At 48.2% G+C, this 19559-nt stretch carries 18 protein-coding genes and 1 pseudogene; 6 read left to right on the top strand and 13 right to left on the bottom strand.

Annotated elements, in window-relative coordinates; genetic code table 11:
• Positions 1-6 precede the first annotated feature (6 nt).
• The 3 genes from M654_RS02540 to M654_RS02530 form a co-directional block, all read right to left on the bottom strand.
• A complete protein-coding gene (locus M654_RS02540; RefSeq protein WP_026589118.1) occupies positions 7-864 on the bottom strand; it encodes a 3-hydroxybutyryl-CoA dehydrogenase in 858 nt (285 codons plus the stop codon).
• 16 nt (positions 865-880) lie between these two features.
• Positions 881-2059 (bottom strand): acetyl-CoA C-acetyltransferase, encoded by a 1179-nt coding sequence (locus M654_RS02535; RefSeq protein WP_026589119.1) that lies wholly within the window; start codon positions 2057-2059, stop codon positions 881-883.
• 84 nt (positions 2060-2143) lie between these two features.
• Complete coding sequence (locus tag M654_RS02530) at positions 2144-4258, bottom strand: (Fe-S)-binding protein (RefSeq protein ID WP_026589120.1); 2115 nt, start codon at positions 4256-4258, stop codon at positions 2144-2146.
• A gap of 158 nt (positions 4259-4416) precedes the next feature.
• Here M654_RS02530 and cls point away from each other — a divergent pair, with 158 nt between their 5' ends.
• Both cls and M654_RS02520 read left to right on the top strand, forming a co-directional pair.
• Complete coding sequence (cls, locus tag M654_RS02525) at positions 4417-5595, top strand: cardiolipin synthase (protein WP_035428671.1); 1179 nt, start codon at positions 4417-4419, stop codon at positions 5593-5595.
• Positions 5596-5670: 75 nt separating this feature from the next.
• Entirely contained in the window at positions 5671-5940 is a 270-nt protein-coding gene (locus M654_RS02520) for a hypothetical protein (protein WP_026589122.1), read from the top strand.
• Between the two features lie 61 nt (positions 5941-6001).
• Here the strand turns inward: M654_RS02520 and argS are convergent, their stop codons facing one another.
• The 4 genes from argS to speE form a co-directional block, all read right to left on the bottom strand.
• Positions 6002-7672 carry an arginine--tRNA ligase gene (gene argS, locus M654_RS02515; protein ID WP_026589123.1) on the bottom strand — a complete coding sequence of 557 codons (1671 nt, stop codon included), beginning with the start codon at positions 7670-7672 and terminating at the stop codon, positions 6002-6004.
• Positions 7669-8097, bottom strand: a complete 429-nt coding sequence (locus M654_RS02510; protein WP_026589124.1) for a YwiB family protein — start codon at positions 8095-8097, stop codon at positions 7669-7671. The genes argS and M654_RS02510 overlap by 4 nt, the downstream gene beginning before the upstream one ends.
• Before the next feature lie 423 nt (positions 8098-8520).
• Positions 8521-9393 carry an agmatinase gene (gene speB / locus M654_RS02505; RefSeq protein WP_026589125.1) on the bottom strand — a complete coding sequence of 291 codons (873 nt, stop codon included), beginning with the start codon at positions 9391-9393 and terminating at the stop codon, positions 8521-8523.
• A 54-nt stretch (positions 9394-9447) separates the two neighbouring features.
• On the bottom strand, positions 9448-10278 hold the full coding sequence (speE, locus tag M654_RS02500) for a spermidine synthase (protein WP_026589126.1): 831 nt from the start codon (positions 10276-10278) through the stop codon (positions 9448-9450).
• A 246-nt stretch (positions 10279-10524) separates the two neighbouring features.
• Here speE and M654_RS23755 point away from each other — a divergent pair, with 246 nt between their 5' ends.
• Together M654_RS23755 and M654_RS02490 are read left to right on the top strand one after the other, a co-directional pair.
• On the top strand, positions 10525-11262 hold the full coding sequence (locus M654_RS23755) for a hypothetical protein (RefSeq protein WP_236251193.1): 738 nt from the start codon (positions 10525-10527) through the stop codon (positions 11260-11262).
• Positions 11263-11394: 132 nt separating this feature from the next.
• Complete coding sequence (locus tag M654_RS02490; RefSeq protein WP_026589127.1) at positions 11395-13464, top strand: transglycosylase domain-containing protein; 2070 nt, start codon at positions 11395-11397, stop codon at positions 13462-13464.
• A gap of 271 nt (positions 13465-13735) precedes the next feature.
• On the opposite strand, the gene M654_RS02485 is transcribed toward M654_RS02490, so the two are convergent.
• Together M654_RS02485 and M654_RS02480 are read right to left on the bottom strand one after the other, a co-directional pair.
• Positions 13736-14254, bottom strand: coding sequence for a YwhD family protein (locus tag M654_RS02485; protein ID WP_026589128.1), 519 nt, complete (start codon positions 14252-14254; stop codon positions 13736-13738).
• Between the two features lie 12 nt (positions 14255-14266).
• Positions 14267-14950, bottom strand: a complete 684-nt coding sequence (locus M654_RS02480; RefSeq protein ID WP_035428675.1) for a site-2 protease family protein — start codon at positions 14948-14950, stop codon at positions 14267-14269.
• Positions 14951-15033: 83 nt separating this feature from the next.
• Between M654_RS02480 and M654_RS02475 the strand changes: the two genes are divergently transcribed.
• A complete protein-coding gene (locus M654_RS02475) occupies positions 15034-15219 on the top strand; it encodes a 2-hydroxymuconate tautomerase (RefSeq protein WP_026589130.1) in 186 nt (61 codons plus the stop codon).
• Positions 15220-15250: 31 nt separating this feature from the next.
• Here the strand turns inward: M654_RS02475 and M654_RS02470 are convergent.
• From M654_RS02470 to M654_RS02455, 4 genes and pseudogenes are all read right to left on the bottom strand, one after another.
• Positions 15251-16038 (bottom strand): annotated as a pseudogene (locus tag M654_RS02470) (zinc-dependent metalloprotease).
• Between the two features lie 185 nt (positions 16039-16223).
• Positions 16224-16724 (bottom strand): YwgA family protein, encoded by a 501-nt coding sequence (locus tag M654_RS02465; RefSeq protein ID WP_026589131.1) that lies wholly within the window; start codon positions 16722-16724, stop codon positions 16224-16226.
• Positions 16725-16754: 30 nt separating this feature from the next.
• Positions 16755-18053 (bottom strand): HD domain-containing protein, encoded by a 1299-nt coding sequence (locus M654_RS02460; RefSeq protein ID WP_026589132.1) that lies wholly within the window; start codon positions 18051-18053, stop codon positions 16755-16757.
• Positions 18054-18268: 215 nt separating this feature from the next.
• Complete coding sequence (locus tag M654_RS02455; RefSeq protein WP_026589133.1) at positions 18269-18493, bottom strand: YuzB family protein; 225 nt, start codon at positions 18491-18493, stop codon at positions 18269-18271.
• A 215-nt stretch (positions 18494-18708) separates the two neighbouring features.
• On the opposite strand from M654_RS02455, the gene M654_RS02450 reads away from it, so the two are divergent.
• A complete protein-coding gene (locus M654_RS02450) occupies positions 18709-19503 on the top strand; it encodes an RsfA family transcriptional regulator (RefSeq protein WP_026589134.1) in 795 nt (264 codons plus the stop codon).
• The last annotated feature ends 56 nt before the right edge of the window (positions 19504-19559 follow it).

Raw genomic sequence — 19559 nt, 5'->3', positions numbered from 1 at the left:
CCTCCTTTAGGCTTCTCTGTACGTATAAAAGCCTTTGCCCGTTTTCTTGCCAAGGCGTCCGGCACTGACATATTGCTTTAGGAGGGGGCACGGCCTGTATTTATCATCTCCGAAGCCTTTGTGCAGCGTCTCCATAATATACAGGCAAGTGTCGAGCCCGATCAGGTCGGCAAGGGCCAGCGGCCCCATTGGATGGTTCATGCCGAGCTTCATGATTCCGTCAATGCTTTCCTTTTCCGCGATTCCCTCATAAAGGGCAAACACCGCTTCATTGATCATCGGCATTAAAATCCGGTTGGAGATAAACCCCGGAAAATCATGGACTTCAATTGGCACTTTGTTCAGCTTCTTTGCGCATGTGACAACGGTTTGATAGGTCTCATCACTCGTCTCCAAGCCTCTGATCACCTCGATGAGCTGCATGATCGGCACGGGATTCATAAAATGCATGCCGATGACATTCTGCGGTTTTTGCGTGACCGACGCAAGCTCTGTAATCGACAGGGACGATGTATTGCTGGCCAATATCGCTGAATCTCCGGTTATATCGTCCAAGCGCTTGAAAATCTCTTTTTTGATGTCCATTTGCTCGACGGCGGCTTCGATGACAAGGAAAGCGTCCGCGGCATCTTCAAGCGACGCTGCGGGGGATAAACGCTGATAGATTTGTTTCACATCTCGGTGCGGCATTTTCCCCTTTTCCGCCTGTTTGACAAGCTGGTCGGAAATTCGCTTCATTCCTTTTTGAATTTGTTCTTCTGATACGTCATGCATATCAACATTGTAGCCGGCCTGGGCGCACACCTGGGCGATTCCGGACCCCATCTGACCTGCGCCGATGACCATGACCGTGTCATTTCTCATATCAAAATCCCCCTTTTTAAACTTCAATCATAACGGCATCTCCCTGGCCGCCTCCGCTGCAAATCGCCACAATGCCCGTACCGCCTCCGCGCCGTTTTAATTCGTACATCAGCGTCAAAATGATTCTGGCTCCGCTTGCACCGATCGGATGGCCGAGGGCAATGGCACCGCCGTTGACATTGATTTTTTCCGTATCAAGGCGGGCGATCCGTGCGCTGGCCAAAGCGACCGCGGCAAAGGCCTCATTGATTTCAAACAGGCTGATGTCGGCAAGCTCAGCCCCCGTTTTTTTCAAGAGCTCCTGAATGACAAGGCCCGGCGTTTTTGGAAAGTCTTTGGCTTCGACAGCAATCGATGTATGCGCAGTTATGACGGCGGCGGGCGACAGCTTCAAGGCTTTCGCTTTTTCTTCGCTCATCATGACGAAAGAACAGGCCCCGTCATTTACACCTGGCGCATTGCCCGCTGTGATCGTGCCGTCCATATCAAAGACGGGCGACAGCTTCCCGAGACGTTCCAGCGATGTATCAGCCCGGGGAGCTTCATCCTGGTCAACCGTTATTTCCCTTCCCCGCTTTTCTTGAATCCTGACCGGAACGATCTCTTCTCCAAAGATACCTGATGAGGCCGCCCGTACAGCCCGCATATGGCTTCGCAGCGCCCACCGATCCTGTTCTTCCCTTGTAATCTCTAATTCTTTTGCCGCGGCATTCCCGTATGTGCCCATGTGCACACCCGTAAATGAACATGTCAAGCCATCTGTGATCATTGAATCCCGAACAGTTCCATTTCCCATCCGCAGGCCCCATCTCGCTTTGTCCAGCATATAGGGGGCGTTTGACATCGATTCCATCCCGCCGGCGGCAATGACTTCCGCATCGCCGGCACGGATGATTTGATCGGCCATGGTGACGCTTCGTAAACCGGATGCGCATACTTTATTGACCGTTTCTGTTTTAACCTCCCACGGAAGCCCTGCATGCCGGGCCGCCTGCCTTGACGGCAGCTGTCCCTGCCCTCCCTGGAGAACGGATCCCATGATGACTTCATCAATATCCTCCGGTCTTACCCCGGACCGCTGTAACGCTTCATTGATGGCAATACCTCCGAGTTCGGCGGCCGTTTTTGTCTGAAGCGCGCCCCCCAGCTTTCCAAATGGCGTCCGCGCACCGCCTGCAATAACCGTTCTGACCATTTATACTCCCCCCGCTTTGTCTTTTGAATATTGACGATAAAAGAAGGCGGAGATAAAGCTCACACCTTCTTTTATTCAACCTTTCTAGGAAGCATGTTCTTTCTCTTCTGATCCAAATACAGCGCGTACGAGCAGCTCACAAACATCATATGTGCCGACTTGATCCTCGATTTCCTTTGCCTTCGTCCCGTCGCCGAGCATTGTTAAGCAATACGGGCATCCCGAACTGATAACCGAAGGTGAGGTGCTGAGAGCCTGCTCTGTTCGGGCCACATTAATTCTCGCGCCCGTCTCCTCCTCCATCCACATGAGGCCGCCCCCGGCTCCGCAGCACATCCCGTTTTCACGGCTGCGTTCCATTTCCACCAGGCGGATTCCTGAGATCGAGCGCAGAATCTCCCGCGGCGGGTCATATACTTCGTTGTAACGGCCCAAATAGCAGGAATCATGGAAGGTGACCGTTTCATGGACCGGGAACTCCGGCTTGAGCCTGCCTTCTTTAATGAGGGTGGCGAGTAATTCTGTATGATGATAAACCTTTGCTTCCAAGCCGAAATCAGGATACTCATTTTTAAAAACATTGTATGCATGAGGGTCGATGGTTACAATTTTTTGAACATTGTTTTTCGCAAATTCCTCGATATTTTTAACGGCCAGCTCCTGAAATAAAAACTCGTTGCCGAGCCGTCTCGGCGTATCGCCGGAATTCTTTTCTTTATTGCCTAATATCGCAAAGGAAACACCCGCTTGGTTGAGGAGGCGCGCAAAAGCCAGCGCAATCTTTTGGCTTCTCCTGTCATACGACCCCATCGATCCGACCCAAAACAGGTATTCAAATGCTTCTCCTTTTTTCTTCATTTCCTTGACTGTCGGAATCTCAACGTCTTCTCTCGCATCGCGCCAGTTTTCCCGTTCTTTCCTGTTCAGCCCCCAAGGGTTGCCCTGCCTTTCAATACTGGTCATGGCCCGCTGGGCATCGGCATCCATCTTGCCTTCTGTGAGCACGAGATAACGGCGGAGATCGATGATTTTATCGACATGTTCATTCATGACCGGACATTGGTCTTCACAGTTCCGGCATGTTGTGCAGGCCCAGATTTCTTCTTCGGTGATGATGTCGCCGATCAGGCTTGGATTGTAAAGCTCTGCTGCAGCGGCTTCCCGCGATCCTTCACCGCCGGCGGCCATGGCAAGCTGATTGCCCTTTGTATGTTTAAAAAACGCCGCGGGAACCCACGGGGTTTTTGAAGTGACAGCAGCGCCCTTCTCTGTCAAATGGTCTCTGAGACGCAAAATCAAATCCATCGGCGACAGCATTTTCCCGGTCCCTGTCGCCGGACACATATTTGTACAGCGGCCGCATTCCACACATGCATAAAGATCGATCAGCTGGGACTGTCTGAATTCCTCAATGCGCCCGACCCCAAATGTTTCTTTTGATTCATCTTCAAAATCGATTTTTTCAAGCTTGCCCGGATTTGTCAGACGGCTGAAAAACACGTTCGCCGGACCAGCCAGCAAGTGGGCATGCTTGGACTGCGGAACATAGACCAAAAACGTCAGCAAAATCAAAAGGTGGGCCCACCAGGCAGCATAGAACACAACGGCGGCCGCGGTTTCACCGATAAAGCCGAAAATGAAGGCTGCGGCAGACGCCATCGGTTCATGCCATGACAGCGAATGACCGTGCCAGATGATGTTCATCCCGTTGCCGAGCAATACGGTAAACATTAAACCGCCGATCAAGATGAGCACGATCCCGGACTTTACATTCCGCTTCAGCCTGACGAGCTTTTCGATATACCGTCTGTAAAAAGCCCAGACGACCGCGATCAAAATCAACAGCGTCACAATTTCCTGAAAGAAAGTAAACGCCGGGTACGCTTTGCCGAGCGGCAGCCCCCTGTCCGGCAAAAGCCCTTTCACAATAAAATCAATCGCGCCAAACTGGACGAGAATAAATCCGTAAAAAAACATCACATGAATGATGCCGCTTTTTTTATCCTTGAGCAGTTTTTTTTGGCCGAACACATTCACCCATATCTTTTGAAGCCGTTCCTTTATCCTTTTATCAAAAACCTCTTTTTGCCCGAGCCTGATGTAGCTGACTCTCGTTTTAACCAGATAAATGAACAGATAAACGGCGTAAGCGGTTACACCTAAAAATGCAAGAAAATTCAACCATAACAAATCATTCAACTGCAGCTCCCCCTTTCATGTCCCAATCCCCTTCCGAACTACCTTTATCTTAAATAATGAATGAGTGTTCAGTCAATGTTTTTTCATAAATCCGGAAAATAAGGGTACACTAATTCTCTACATGTCTTAAAGGAGTGTCCTCTTTCGTGATTCCGTTCATGATGATTTTGTTTCTGCTCATTCTGCTGGCGGTGTTCGACTTTTATTTCGGCCGAAAAGCATTGAAAAAAAGGGCTTATGAACCTGTATTTTCGGAGAAAAGAAGCGACATTGAACTGATTCACAACGGAGAAGACCTGTGCGAGCGGCTGATGCACGATATACGGCAAGCTGCATCATCGGTCCATGTCATGTTTTATATGATGAAGCACGACGCTATCAGCCTCGAATTTTTCCGGCTGCTGAAGGATAAAGCGGAAGCAGGAGTTCCCGTATATTTACTGATCGACCGGATCGGCTCCATGAAAGTGAAGAGAAAAACGATGCGAATGCTGGAGGAAAGCGGGGCGCATGTCCATTTTACAAATCTCCCGGCTTTTCCTTTTTTCCTTTATCGGCTGAATGCGAGAAATCACCGGAAAATCACGATCATTGACGGAAAAATCGGTTATGTGGGCGGCTTTAATATCGGAATGGAATACCTCGGGAAGGAAGAAAAATTCGGTCCGTGGAAAGATTATCATTTGCGAATGACGGGAGAAGGCGTTGCTGATCTGCAGCACATTTTTTTAACAGACTTAAAAAGAAATGCGCCTTTGATAAAACTGAAAAGCAATCCATTTCCCGCCCTGCACAAAGGAGCCGTCACCCATACGATGCACGCTACCAAGGGATTTTCGCTCGAAAAACGCTACGTGTCACTGATTGACCAGGCAAAAGAACGAATCATGATCTGCACACCTTATTACATCCCGAGCCCCGCTTTAGAGCAGGCTGTGCTCTCAGCAAGAAAACGGGGCGTGATCGTTTCGATTCTCATCCCGATGAAAGCCGATCACCCGCTGGTCAAAGAAGCCGCCTTTGTGCATTTTTCCGCGCTTTTGGAGGCCGGCTGCTTCATTTACAGATATTACAAGGGGTTTTACCATGCCAAAGCAGTGATTGTGGATAACAAGCACGTCATGATCGGGACAGCAAATTTTGATTTTCGCAGCTTGTTTTTCAATGATGAAGTCAGTGTCGTCATCCATGATAAAGAATGGTCCAAACAGTTTCTCTCCGTTGTTCAAGAAAGCATTGAACAGTCAGAGCTGCTGACGAAGGAACGGTACGCGAAGCGGCCTGTGATCCAGCGCCCCTTGGAATGGCTGGCAAAATCGGTCGCCTATTTTTTGTGAATTCGCGTTTACTGGATCAACATCTGGGGTAACAATTCATCAAAATGAATATTTACATATCGGAGAGGATGCCATATGAATCAAGCAGAATCCATCAAACTGAGCGCGCAGTCCTTAACCTTGAAAAACCTGATTGAACTGTACCGCCTCTGCCGCTCAGCAAGACATCAGCTTTATATCTGCACGAAAAAAACGATGTGCACAATGAAAGATTTGATCGAACTGGAAATGTTCAGAATGGCCAACAGAGAAAAAGAATGCCTTGTTGTCATCGAGGGAAAAGAAGCGCAAGCGCTGATCAAGAAAGCAAAGTCGATTCTCTCGGAGACTCATATCCAACCATAAGCCATTCAGTCTCCCCCGAAAAAAACAAAAATCCCCCATCTTGGATGAGGGATTTTGCTTTTTACATTTTTTCAGGGGCGGAAACACCGATCAGCTTCAGCGCGTTATTTAGCGTAATTTGTGTTGCCTTCATCAATGATAAACGCGCGCGGCTTTTTTCTTCATCCGCCGGGTCGAGAACTTTCTCAGCATTGTAAAAGCTGTGGAGCACGGATGCCAGCTCGAAGATATAGTTTGTGATGCGGTGCGGAATCCGCTTCTCCGCAGCATCGGCGACAGCTTCAGGGAACGCGCCGATCACTTTCAGCAGGTCATACTCTTTCTCAGATCCGATTTTCGTCAGATCAAGGCTGCCTTCAAATGACATGCCTTTTTCTTCGCCTTGGCGGAGCATGCTGCAAATTCTCGCATGGGCGTATTGCGCGTAGTAAACCGGGTTTTCATTTGATGTCGAAACGGCAAGGTCAAGGTCAAAGTCCATGTGTGTGTCGGCGCTGCGCATCGCAAAGAAATAGCGAACCGCGTCAAGGCCGACCTCATCAATGAGATCGCGCATGGTGACGGCTTTTCCGGTACGTTTGCTCATCTTCATTTTTTCGCCGTTTTTATAAAGATGGACGAGCTGGATGATCTCGACCTCAAGCGTTTCCTTGTCATAGCCGAGCGCTTCAATGGCCGCTTTCATCCGCGGGATATAGCCGTGGTGATCGGCTCCCCACACGTTGATCAATTTATCAAAGCCGCGGTCAAGCTTGTCTTTGTGATAGGCGATATCAGGCAGAAGATAGGTATATGATCCGTCTTTTTTGATCAGCACGCGGTCTTTGTCATCGCCGAATGCAGTCGAACGGAACCATGTCGCACCGTCCTCTTCATAGATGTGCCCTTTTTCCCGGAGGGTTTCAAGCGCCTGATCGATTTTGCCGTTTTGATAAAGCGATGTCTCCGAATACCATACATCAAACGGTACACGGAAGTTTTCCAGATCCTCGCGGAGTTTCCCCAGCTCGTATTTCAAACCATACTCACGGAAAAATGCAAGGCGTTCGCTCTCTTCATCATGGATAAAACGGTCGCCGTACTCTTCGGCGAGCTTTTTGCCGATTTCTTTAATATCCTCGCCGCGGTATCCATCTTCAGGCATCGGCTTTTCCTGACCGAGCGCTTCAAAATAGCGGGCTTCGACAGATAAGGCAAGGTTGTTGATTTGATTGCCGGCATCATTAATGTAATATTCGCGGCTTACTTCATAGCCGGCTTTTTCAAGCACATTGCAAAGCGAGTCGCCGACCGCCGCACCGCGGGCGTGACCGAGATGGAGGTTCCCCGTCGGGTTTGCAGAGACGAATTCGACCTGAACGCGTTCTCCGCCGCCGGTATTCGTTTCGCCATAAGCCTCCCCCGCTTCAATGACAGCGGGAATCAGCTTTGTTAAATATTGATTATCCATATAAAAATTGATGAAGCCAGGGCCCGCAATATCAAGTTTATCAATCGATGCTTTTCCTTTATCGAATGATGAGACAATATCCTCGGCAATCATGCGCGGCGCCTTTTTCGCGATTCGCGCCAGCTGCATCGCCATGTTAGTGGAATAGTCCCCGTGAGCTTTATCTTTCGGCAGTTCCAAAACGACTTCAGGAACATCCTTTTCCTCAGCGAGCCCTGCTTTGATGACGGCCTCTTTGATTTCCTGCTTCAGCACATCTTTCATCTGTTCGACTATGTTCATGACTCTTGTCCTCCTCTATACGAAATCGACATCTTATGTAAATGCTTTTGATCATCTCTTACAATCATATCGTACTCTATGCTGATCTTTCCTTCCCGGGACTCGTGATTGACTGATATATCCTTTGTGTCAACACCCAGCTCGAGCTCTCCGAAAGGCATTTTATAATGGGTGACGGTTCGTCTGCCCGGCCTGAAGCGCTGCTTCATTTCAATGGCGCCGGAACGCATGACCAGAACTTCGCTGTCGCTTGCTTTGACAATCGTTTTCACCTTTCCCGCCTCATGCTCTTCATGATAGGAAAGATAGATTTTATCTTTTTTCGTATAATAAAATCCCGTTGTCCGGAATTCAATCGTTTCGGTTTCCGATCCTTCGCGGATTACAGATTTCACATGAATGTCTACGGGTGTCTCCTGATCCATTCCGACACTTCCTTTTTTGATCCGATTTGACTTGATTAGTATAATCATTCAAAGAAAAAAGTTCAACCGCAGCCCCTTTATACCATCTTAACAGAACGGCACGGAAGATAAACAATTTTTCTAAGAAAAAAGCCGTCCCATTATGGGACAGCTCAGATTGTTGACAAAGTTTTTTGTCAGCCTTTAGCAGACCCGAACCCCCTTGCAGTCTGGGAAGGCCGAGCAGCGGACTTTCACAGGATGTGATGACGACGGTGTTCGGACAGGACGTCCGGTCGCGTTTAACCGTCGTTCCATGTGATAGGCGTGCGTTCAGGCAGGACGCCTGAGCCATTAGCCGCCGTTCCTTTTTCTATTCGCAAGCTCCGCCTTTGGTGAGGCCTGATAACGAATGCGAGGGTTTGTCGACGCGCTGGGCCTGCCTTATTTTACCCAGCCGAGCAGCATTTCGCGGATCAGCTTGCTTGCCGTATTGGCCGTTTGCTCCGAATGGTCATAGATCGGCGCCACTTCCACCAGGTCCGCGCCGGCGACCTTAACATCCGAACGGGCGATTTCGTGAATCGAAGCAAGCAGCTCTTTGGAAGTGATGCCTCCGGCGTCCACCGTTCCCGTTCCAGGCGCATGGGCCGGATCCAACACATCGATGTCAATCGTTACATAGACCGGACGTCCGGCGAGCTTTGGAAGGATTGTTTTGAGCGGCTCAAGCACTTCGAACTTGGAAATGTGCATGCCGTTTTCTTTTGCCCATTCAAATTCCTCTTTCATCCCGGAGCGGATTCCGAATGAAAACACATTTTCCGGCCCGATCAATTCCGCCGCCTTGCGAATCGGAGTTGAATGGGAAAGCGGCTCACCTTCGTATTCGACGCGCAGATCTGTGTGCGCATCCATATGGATGATGGCCAGGTCCGGATATTTTTTGTACATCGCTTTTATGACCGGCCAGGAAACAAGATGCTCTCCACCCATTCCGAGCGGAAATTTTCCTTTTTCCAAAATGCCGTCCACATATTGTTCAATCATATCGAGGCTCTTCTGCGGATTTCCAAAAGGCAGGGGAATGTCGCCTGCGTCAAAGAAATGAACCTCGTCAAGTTCCCTGTCCAAATATGGACTGTATTCTTCAAGTCCGATGGATACCTCGCGGATTCTTGCCGGACCGAAGCGGGAGCCGGGGCGGTAGCTGACCGTCCAATCCATCGGCATGCCGTAAAGAATGGCGTCCGCCTTTTCCCAGTCGGGACGGCTTGCAATAAATACTTTTCCGGAATATGCTTCATCAAATCTCATCTTCAAAAACCTCCCTGAAAAAAAGCGCAGAATCTCATCCTGCGCCAAACTGTTTTATTTGATTAAATCGCTGACGAATTTCGGAAGGACAAATGCCGCTTTATGAATCTCTTTTGTATAGTATTTCGTCTCGATATCAAAGAAACGGCTCTCCTCCACTTCGAGAGGATCGTATTTTTTCGAACCGATCGTAAACGTCCACAGTCCGCTTGGGTATGTCGGAATGTTGGCCAAATACAGCTTGGTGATCGGGAAGATTTCCTTTACATCGCGCTGAACGTTTGTGATCAGCTCCGGTGTAAACCAAGGGTTGTCCGTCTGAGCGACGAAAATGCCGTCTTCTTTCAGCGCTTTTGCAATCCCCGCGTAAAATCCTTTTGTAAACAGGTTAACAGCAGGCCCTACCGGCTCTGTTGAATCAACCATGATCACATCGTATTCGTTTTCCGATTTGGCGATGTGCATGAAGCCGTCATCAACCTTCACTTCGACGCGCGGATCGTCAAGCTTGCCGGCAATGGAAGGCAAATACTTTTTGGAGTATTCAATGACCTTGCCGTCGATATCGACAAGCGTCGCCTTTTTTACGCTTGGATGTTTTAAAATTTCTCTGATGACGCCGCCGTCACCGCCGCCGACAACGAGCACCCGCTCAGGATTCGGATGTGTAAACAGGGGCACGTGCGCCACCATTTCGTGGTAAACGAATTCATCTTTTTCAGATGTCATCACCATGCCGTCCAAAAACAGCATGTTGCCGAATTCTTCGGTTTCCGCCATTTCTAGTTTTTGAAAATCTGTCTGCTCTGTATGTAAAGTCTTATTGATTTTCATTGTAATGCCGAAATTTTTCGTTTGCTTCTCTGTATACCAAAGTCCGCTCAAAGCGTCATCTTCCTTTCATTATGAGCTGTATTCCCATCTATTTTTCTCGCCTGTTGCGACGATTATTCTGCCCGTTAAAATCGGCTTTTGCCTAAGGAAAAAGTATAGAGGAATTGAGGGTAATTGTAAAGACAGATCGATCCATTTTAAAAGTGCCGTTTCTGAGATAAAAATATTCCCATAGGTCGGCATTTCTATTATAATGGCTAAGCTTATATTCGCGTGCGCCTTGGAGGTATTGCTTTCATGATCAATCGAATGTTAACCCAGTACATAGCCGGCCGGCGCAAAAGGTTTTTCATCGCCTTTCTGCTGATCGGCGCAAGCATTTGTTTTTTTCGCCCGGTCTATATCTGGGATTCAGCTGCCCCGTCATTGCCCGATTGGCTGCTGGAAGTCAGCGGCTCTCTCTTTTTGAACCATGTGATTGCCGTTTCAGCTGCGATGTTTTTATGTTTTGGCGCCATCCAATGGCTGTCGACATCCGGGTTTGCGCTTCCTGAGCGCGGCGTCTTTTTTGCTTATATCATCCTCGGAACGGCCGTCGCCGCTTTTGTTATGGTCAGCATCTTGCTGTGGAGCGTGATCATCGGCTGGTTTAAATTTAACGGATATGGTCCGGAACATATTCATCCCTTTTTTGAACTGGCAGACTCTCCTTCTTTATTTGTTGCTGCGCGCTTGTTTATTGACTGGTGGTCGCTTTGTTTTCTGATCTTTCTGGGACTGGCGGCGGCAGCGGCCGTCAAAAAAAGCCGAGCCTTTGTATGGCTGCCGCTGATCTGGACGATCGGCTTAATCGTCCTGTCTACATTCAACATCTCCTTCAAAGGGCTGCTGCCTGCGGAAGGCATGCTGCTGTCCGTCCATGCAAACGGGGCTTCGCCTTTCTTGATCACGTCAGTAAATGAAGGCGCGGTTTTGATCTTGTGGTGCCTATTATACGCGGTCATTGCGCGCGGAAACAGGACGGCCGTGCACTAAAACCGTAGTTTCTGCCTGGGAACGCTGAGACGCATGTATTTCATGCGTTTTTTCTTTTTTCGTTTGTTTAAATCCTCCTCTTTTTCCTCATAATGATAAGAACATTTTATTTTTCCGGGAGGAGATTTAGGCATGGACATGATGACGGACAAGCGGGTCCGTTTAACCATCAAGACGATACGGGCTTTTTTGTTCATGGGAGCATTGTTGCTGATCTTCCTTTCAATCATCGTCATGACGGTGGTACTGGCCGCTAAATGGCAAGGGGCTCCTTCCGTTCAGGTGCCAAGATCCACTGTGCTTTACGACGGAAATGGAAAACAGATGGGCGAAACCCATTATGGGCAAAAACGGTATTGGGTTTCACTCGACAATATAAATCCAGCAGTCATTGATGCGACGCTTACTGTTGAAGACCGGAATTTCTTCCGACATCACGGTTTTGACTTTGTGCGAATGGCCGGAGCCGTCATCGCCGATCTGAAAGCGATGTCCAAGGTTCAGGGAGCGAGCACCATTACCCAGCAGTACGCAAGAAACCTTTATCTCGGCCATGATAAAACGTGGAAAAGAAAGTGGAATGAAGCTTTTTATACGATACGCCTCGAGCAAAACTATTCAAAAAAAGAAATCCTGGAAGGCTATTTAAATACCATTTATTACGGACACGGAGCTTACGGGATTGAGGCCGCTTCCCGCTTGTATTTCGGCAAGCGGGCCAAAGATTTAAACACGGCGGAAGCCGCCATGCTCGCCGGCATCCCCAAGGGGCCGTCTGTTTATTCTCCTTTAGTGAATGAAAAAAAAGCAAAAGAGCGGCAGGAAATGATCCTGACGATGATGGCCAAAGAACAAAAGCTGACGAAAAAGCAGGCGGAAACTTTGAAAAAGGAGCCTTTGACATATCGAAAACAAGCGGAGCAGGAAGCGGAAAAGAAAGCCCCATACTTTTATGACGAAGCCGTAAAAGAAATGGCTCGGCTGCTGCACCTGACACCGGAGGAGGCGGAAACCGGCGGCTTCAAGGTCTACACGACGCTCAACCCCCGCCTGCAAAAAATCGCCGAAAACACAATCAAGAAAACGATCGACTCAAAGTCAGGCATCCAGATCGGGTTTGCCGCGGTCGACCCTTATGACGGCAGCGTTCTTGCCCTTGTAGGCGGACGCGACTATCAAAAAAGCCCATTCAACCGCGTCACACAAGCAAGGCGGCAGCCGGGTTCAACGATGAAGCCTTTCCTTTACTATTCGGCCATACAAAACGGCTTTACACCGGCAACACGGCTGAGGAGCGCGGAAACGACATTTGAGCTTGGACAGGGAAACGCCTATTCCCCGGGCAATTACCACGGCTATTACGCTGACGGCCCCATTACCCTTTTGCAGGCCTTGGCCCTGTCCGACAATATTTACGCGGTGAAAACACACCTCTTTCTCGGCATGGACAAACTAATTGATGCGGCAAAACAGTTCGGCATCAAAAGCCCGCTGCAAAAAGTGCCGTCACTCGCTCTCGGAACGTCTCCCGTCAAACCGATTGAAATGGTGAACGGATACGCGATGTTTGCCAACGGCGGGAAAAAAATCGAACCGTCTTTCATTACGAAAATCACGGACCCAAGCGGCAAAGTGCTTTATGAAAAACCGAAGCGGCACAAGCAGGCGCTCGATCCAAAAGCCGCTTTTATTACGGCAGACATGATGACCGGCATGTTTGACAAGTCGCTTAACGGCTATACATCGGTTACCGGCCGGACGATCGCCGATCAACTGACGCGCACATATGCCGGAAAATCAGGGACGACCAGCACAGACAGCTGGATGATCGGCTTTTATCCGGGCCTTGCTTCAGGTGTTTGGACCGGATACGATAAAGCGCGGACCATTGACGCCGTGGCCGAAAAAAACTACGCCAAACAAATCTGGGCCAAATTTATGGAAAAAGCGCTTGAAGGCCAGCCTCACGCGGCGCTGATGCCGCCTGAAGGTGTGACAGCCATAAATATTGACCCGGCTACAGGCTATGCCGCCGCTCCCGGCTGTCCGGCCAAACATGTCGCTTATTTTGTCGACGGAACCGAGCCTGACCAGGTATGCTATGGAAAGGAAACCTATCAAGACAAGAAAGAACCGGAAAAGCCGGCCAAACCCCACAAGCGGATGAAATGGTGGGAAAAGTGGCTTAAAAAAGTAGAATAAAGACGGCGGAAGCAAAAATCCCAAAACAGCTTTTAGTTTTGGGATTTTGTCATCTTTTCAGCGTGACCCTCAACCCTTGCAGTCTAGGAAGGCCGAGCATCGGAGCGGACTTTCACAGGATGTGATGACGGCGGCGTTCAGGCAGGACGCCTGAGCAGTTAGCCGCCGTCTTACTTTCTGCATGAGCACCGACTTAGCAGGCCTGACAACGAATGCGAGGGTTTGTCGACACGCTGAAATCCCCCGGACCGATATGTCCGGGGGATTTCTTCTATTCCTGCAGCAATCCTTTTTTCAGTTCTTCTGAGGAACGCTCCCACAGCGCTTGATCATGATGTTTCAGAAAGTCGGCCAGGACCCGCTTTGAGCCATCATCCATATGCTCGACGATAATCTTCCGCTTCATCGACTTATCCATTAAATTGACATGCTCCGGAAGCGATTTATAACCGCGGCGGATGCTTCTGTCAACGGTCATTTCACAAGCCGTCACACCCGCATAATAAGGGCCTTCTTCCCTGCGGTCGATCGTCACCCAGACGAGCCAGTAAGGCTTTCCGTTTGGCACTTCGTCTTTATTCGGGAGAAATTTAATCCCTTTTTCCACGGTGCTGCGGGCGTGCATGGCACCGATATCGACGAATGCTTCTTTCTCCTCAACATCGACGATGACCGGAGAGATGTTGTCAAGGCTCAAAGCCCCTGCGCCAAATCCCCCGTGTCCGTCCGTCGGATCGGTTTTTTTAATGATGTTGAAACCGATTGTTTTCTTCTTTTTCCCTTGTTCCATCAAAAATACCTCCTACATCAGCGGCCGGAAAACGCTGTTGAATATCAATATGATGAATTCCCGCCCCTCATTCAGAAAAGGCCAGAATACGTATTGACCGAGCGGCGTGATGACGATAATCAGAAAAACGAGCGCACCGTAAGCTTCATACTTCGTCAGCTTCGCCCGGACATCAGGCGCGACAACGTCCTGGATGATCCGAAATCCGTCAAGCGGCGGAAACGGCATCAGATTAAAAAGAAATAAAAGCAGATTTAAATTGACCCAAAGCGTAAAGAATTGAAGCAGCCCCGTATAAAAACTCAAGGGCAGCACTGATGACAGCTTTGCAGATAACAGTAACAAAATAAAACCGAGCAAAGCAAGAATCAGGTTGCTGATCGGGCCGGCTATCGAAACGAGAAACCCGGCAAGCCTCGGCTTTTTAAAATAAAAGCGGTTGACGGGGACAGGCTTCGCCCAGCCAAATCCCATCAAAAAAATTAAAATCGTCCCAAACGGATCAAGGTGTTTGAGAGGATTCAAAGTCAGCCGTCCCTGGCGTTTGGCCGTCTCATCACCGAATTTGTACGCCACATACGCATGGGCGACCTCATGCACCGTAAACGCAGCGGCAAGCGTCAACACAACATATGGAATCATGTCCAGCGGATAAATTAGAAACCGTTCTAAAATTGGAATTTCCCTCTTTCTCATATACAAAGATTTACTAACTTCAGTATACTATAAGAGCAACCGATCCTAAAGTGAGCAAGTATTTTTTAAAAGGAGGAACCAACATGCCATACGTAACCGTAAAAATGCTGGAAGGCCGCACCGACGAGCAGAAAAGAAACCTTGTGAAAAAAGTAACGGAAGCCGTCTCTGAGACGACAGGGGCACCGGCGGAAAAAATCGCGGTCATGATTGAAGAAATGAAAAAAGAACACTATGGCGTCGCAGGCAAACGAATCAGCGACATGTAATAAAAAAGGCGTCTGGGGACGCCTTTTTCAATTATTGATACCAAGCTTTGTTTCTCTCGATCTGTTGATTATGCTCTTCATCCCAAACATCGACGGTGTATGCGAAATCATAGTTCATAATGCAGCGGATCCCGCTCCCCTGCGGATCGTGCTCCAGCCCGAAATTATGGGATAATTCGTGTGTAGCCGCTTGTGCGGTATATTCGGTTCCCATATCAAAGGTCACGCTGAACGCGGGGCCAGCCGGCTTGCTGCCGTATTGGAATGCGATGCCTCCGGCTTCAAAGTTTTGATTGTCCGTAAAGCCGACAACGAATTGATAATCTGCATCACTGTACTTCTCGGCCAAATTGTCGAGAATCTGTTCGCTGTTTTTTCCTGATGACGTCCACGGCCCGACGGCTTCGACAACAAAATCAATTTGATGATCGCGATTGAACATCACATCGGCCTGCTCGACGGTTTGAACGATTCTCGTCTTCCAATCTTTATGTTTTTTCCGGTATTGCTTGTCAGCCACGGCAAGCACGCTGATCTTTTGCGTTCCTGTGCTCGCTTGGGTAGAAAATGTACTTGTATTCTTTTTAAAGGTTTTTGCCCCTGTGACATTTCCTTTTTCATCCAATATCTTAGTTTTAGTCGTTCTTTCGATTTGAACGCTTCCTTTTAGATCTTTGAAGCCTTTTGCTCTCGGCAATGCTTCGACCTTCGTTCCCGCTGCTCTGTGTTCATGGCGCTGCTATCGACAGCGCTGGCGGCCGCACCGGGAATTAAACTTGCAGACAGTAATAGAGTTAAGAATAAAGAACGTTTTTTCATATGAAGCCCCTCCTTGTTTATGAACGAAATAAATATTCTTCTAGTTAACTAAAAAACCCTTTATTTCATCCAAAAAGAGGAAAAATTACACATATTCTTTCTACCCGTGCCCTTCGATCCCCCTATCCATTCCAATTTTCTTACAAAAAAGCAAAACAAAAAACCTGTCCCTTGGACAGGCCTTCTCAACAAAGATCTCTAAGTTTCTTTATGTAGGCGACAGCCTCATCAAATTCTTCGTCTGTATACCGCTGTTTGCTTTTGATCGTAAACACTTTTTCCCTAATCTCTTTCTGGTCCAATCCTTCAAAATAAAGAATGGTGGAAACCAGCTCCAGAAACCGCGAAGATTGGCGGTTGACATCTTCTATATACGGTTTGATATCGCGCATGTCCAGCTCGCATTGCTTAAGAAATTGACTTCCCGCCTCAGTTGGAGAATAACGGTATTGATAATACCCGCCTTTTTTTTCTTTGACTTCATGGAGAAATCCGAGATTGCAAAGTTCTTCTACCTGAAGCGTCAGTTCCTCTGAGTACGGCCCGTAAAAATGAAAATCATACTTCTCATAAAAGGGGAGCTCCAATTTCTTCAAAATATAAATGATTTTCTGCAGCTTTTTTCGCCCGATAATTTCTCCCGAATCTGAGAAGACCTTCATCAGTTTTGCGTGTTCTTTTAACAAATCCCCGACATCTCCTTCATCCTTTTCTATCTATGTCAGTCCGAGCAGTTCTTTCATTCTTTTTGCTTTCAATCCGTCCGGCAGTTCTTCAATCAGGTCAAGCGGGAAATACAATTTATGGTCCGTTCTCCGCTTGCCGGAAATCGCGTCGACAATGTCGGACTGCCGCGACAGCTCCTTAATCTGGCCGTTATGGGTCAGCAATTGGATCGGGAGGCGCTCTTCTTCCTCTCCCGGCCTGTAGAAGTCATACGGTAGGTCTGAAGAGGAATCCACCACAAGATAATAATCGGGATCGATTCCTGATTCTTGAAACAAAGCGGTGAGTTCAAAATAGGTCGCCATCTCCTCATTCGGATTAAATTCCGCATACTGGAACAATCTGCGGTTGATAAAACGGCGGCACAAATCGGACAAAATCTCATCCTCTTCATGCTCCCATGCCTGGAAGTAATAGAGAATAATCGATTCATCAAAGCTCAAATAATCCTCCAGTGTGACGCTTCCTTCAAAAATCGAATAGAAGTGGACAGGAGCGTGCGCGAAAATATAGCCTTCCTGATGAAGCTGTTTCGCGCGGTGGAGGATCTTCGTCAAAATGACTTCCGCGCTTCTTGTCACCGGATGAAAGTAGACTTGCCAGTACATCTGGTAGCGGCTCATAATATAATCTTCGACAGCGTGCATGCCGGTCTGCTTGATGACGATTTGCTCTTCGCGCGGACGCATGACGCGGAGAATCCGCTCCATATCAAAATGGCCGTAGCTGACGCCGGTATAGTAGGCATCGCGCTGGAGATAGTCCATCCGGTCAGCATCGATCTGACTTGAAATAAGGCTGACGACCTGTTTGTTTGGATAGGTTTTGGCGATGACCTCTGCGACGTCCTTGGCAAATCCCGGGCCCACTTTTCCCAGCACCTTATTCACCTCTGTATCGCCTAGAATGATCGCTCTCGTAAAATCTTCATGGTCAAGCCGGAACACTTTCTCAAACGAGTGGGAAAACGGACCGTGTCCCAAATCGTGCAGCAATGCAGCGCACAGGCACAAATCGCGTTCGCTGTCATCCCACTCCTTCCTGCCTTTAAAAACGTCGTCAACCATTCTTCTGACAATCTCATAGACACCGAGTGAATGGTTGAAGCGGCTGTGTTCGGCTCCGTGAAATGTCAAATAGGTCGTTCCCAGCTGCTTGATTCTGCGAAGCCTTTGAAATTCACGGGTTCCGATCAAATCCCATATCAGCTTGTCCCGCACATGGACATAGCGGTGAACAGGGTCTTTAAACACTTTTTCTTCTGATAATTTTCCGTTTGGATACGCCATTTTTGTCCCTCTTTTTTTAAACGTGAGGCAAACAGATTGCTGCCAATACGTCTCTTTTTCGGAAAACTGCATCTCTATATTGGAAGTATTGCCCGATCTTCTGTTTTCTTTAAGGTCTGTTTCTATTATATCGGGTCTGTTTTTTGAAAACATTCTTGAATTTGCCGGCGAATTTGTTCCAAAATGCAAAAACGCCTGACCCATGCGGGAGGCGGTTATTTTTTGACTTTCTTTTTCACTTTTTCGATCAGCTCATCTTCGGTAGGAGCTGACAGCGGACGATTATTGACAAATGCAAACGATTTTTTCCGTCCCGGCCCGCAATAAGACTGACAGCCGATTTCCACTTTCGCATCCGGATCAATTTCCTTCAGGCGGGGCAAAAGCGTCTTTAAATTCGTGGCCTGACAATCGTCGCACACTCGAAATTCATTAGCCATTTCATACGCTTCCTTTCGTTTTGTTCATCTGTCTCTATGGAAGGCATTCAATTTTGCCGAGCTTTAAAAATGACACCATCCTTCATTTTACAAGGATTCTTTCATTCCTGCAAGAAGCGCGCTAAAAAAATCACTTCCTATTCTTTTAGCAAACTTGTATAAATATTTTCCAAATTGGACAATCTAATACCAATACTTACATTGGGAGTTGAGAAGTGATGAAACAAAGACAAGACGCCTGGTCTGAGGAAAATGATTTATTGCTGGCTGAAACCGTTTTGCGGCATGTCAGAGAAGGGAGCACACAGCTGAACGCCTTTGAAGAAGTCGGAGACAGACTGAACCGGACTTCAGCCGCCTGCGGTTTTAGATGGAACGCGGTTGTCCGCCACCAATATGAAAAAGCCTTGCAGCTGGCGAAAAAACAGCGCAAGCAGAGAATGCGCGCCCTCGGAAAAGGCCAGCCGGCGAAGAAGCGCCTGCTCTACAAACCGCCTGTCGAAACAGAGGCGATTGAGGCTGCCGAAACAGCTGTTGTTCAAGAGAAGCCGAAAGAGGAGGAAGCAAGCAAAGAACAAGCTCCGATCTCAAGCGAAAATCTGCCTTATGTTGATGAAAGCTTTAAAGAAGAGTTAGCTAGTTTGTCTCACCTGCTATCGCCAAATCAGCCGCAGGCCGCCAAGCCTGCCGAAACGGCCGCAAAGATGACGATGGATGATGTCATCCGCTTTTTGCAGCAATATACGGGAAGCCAGGAACAATCTGATGCATTAAAAATGGAAAACGAGCGTTTAAAAAGGGAAAATGAAGAATTGACGAAAAAAGTGGAAAAGCTTGAAGCGGAAGTCAAAAAGCTGGAAAAAGACCAAACGACCATCCAGGAAGACTACGAAACGCTCGTCAAAATCATGAACCGTGCAAGAAAACTAGTTTTATTCGAGGATGACGAGCACGCCGCTCCGGCATTCAAAATGGACCGGAATGGGAATTTAGAAAAAATGGCTGAATAACAGAATTCTCCCCCTTTTCAATGGGGGATTTCCCCTTTTTAAGACCTTGATTTCAA

Source organism: Bacillus sp. NSP9.1 (assembly GCF_000465465.2).
In the GTDB taxonomy this organism is placed as follows: domain Bacteria; phylum Bacillota; class Bacilli; order Bacillales; family Bacillaceae; genus Bacillus; species Bacillus sonorensis_A.
Note: the sequence above shows the minus strand (reverse complement) of the source record. Positions and strands in the feature narration are given on the sequence as shown.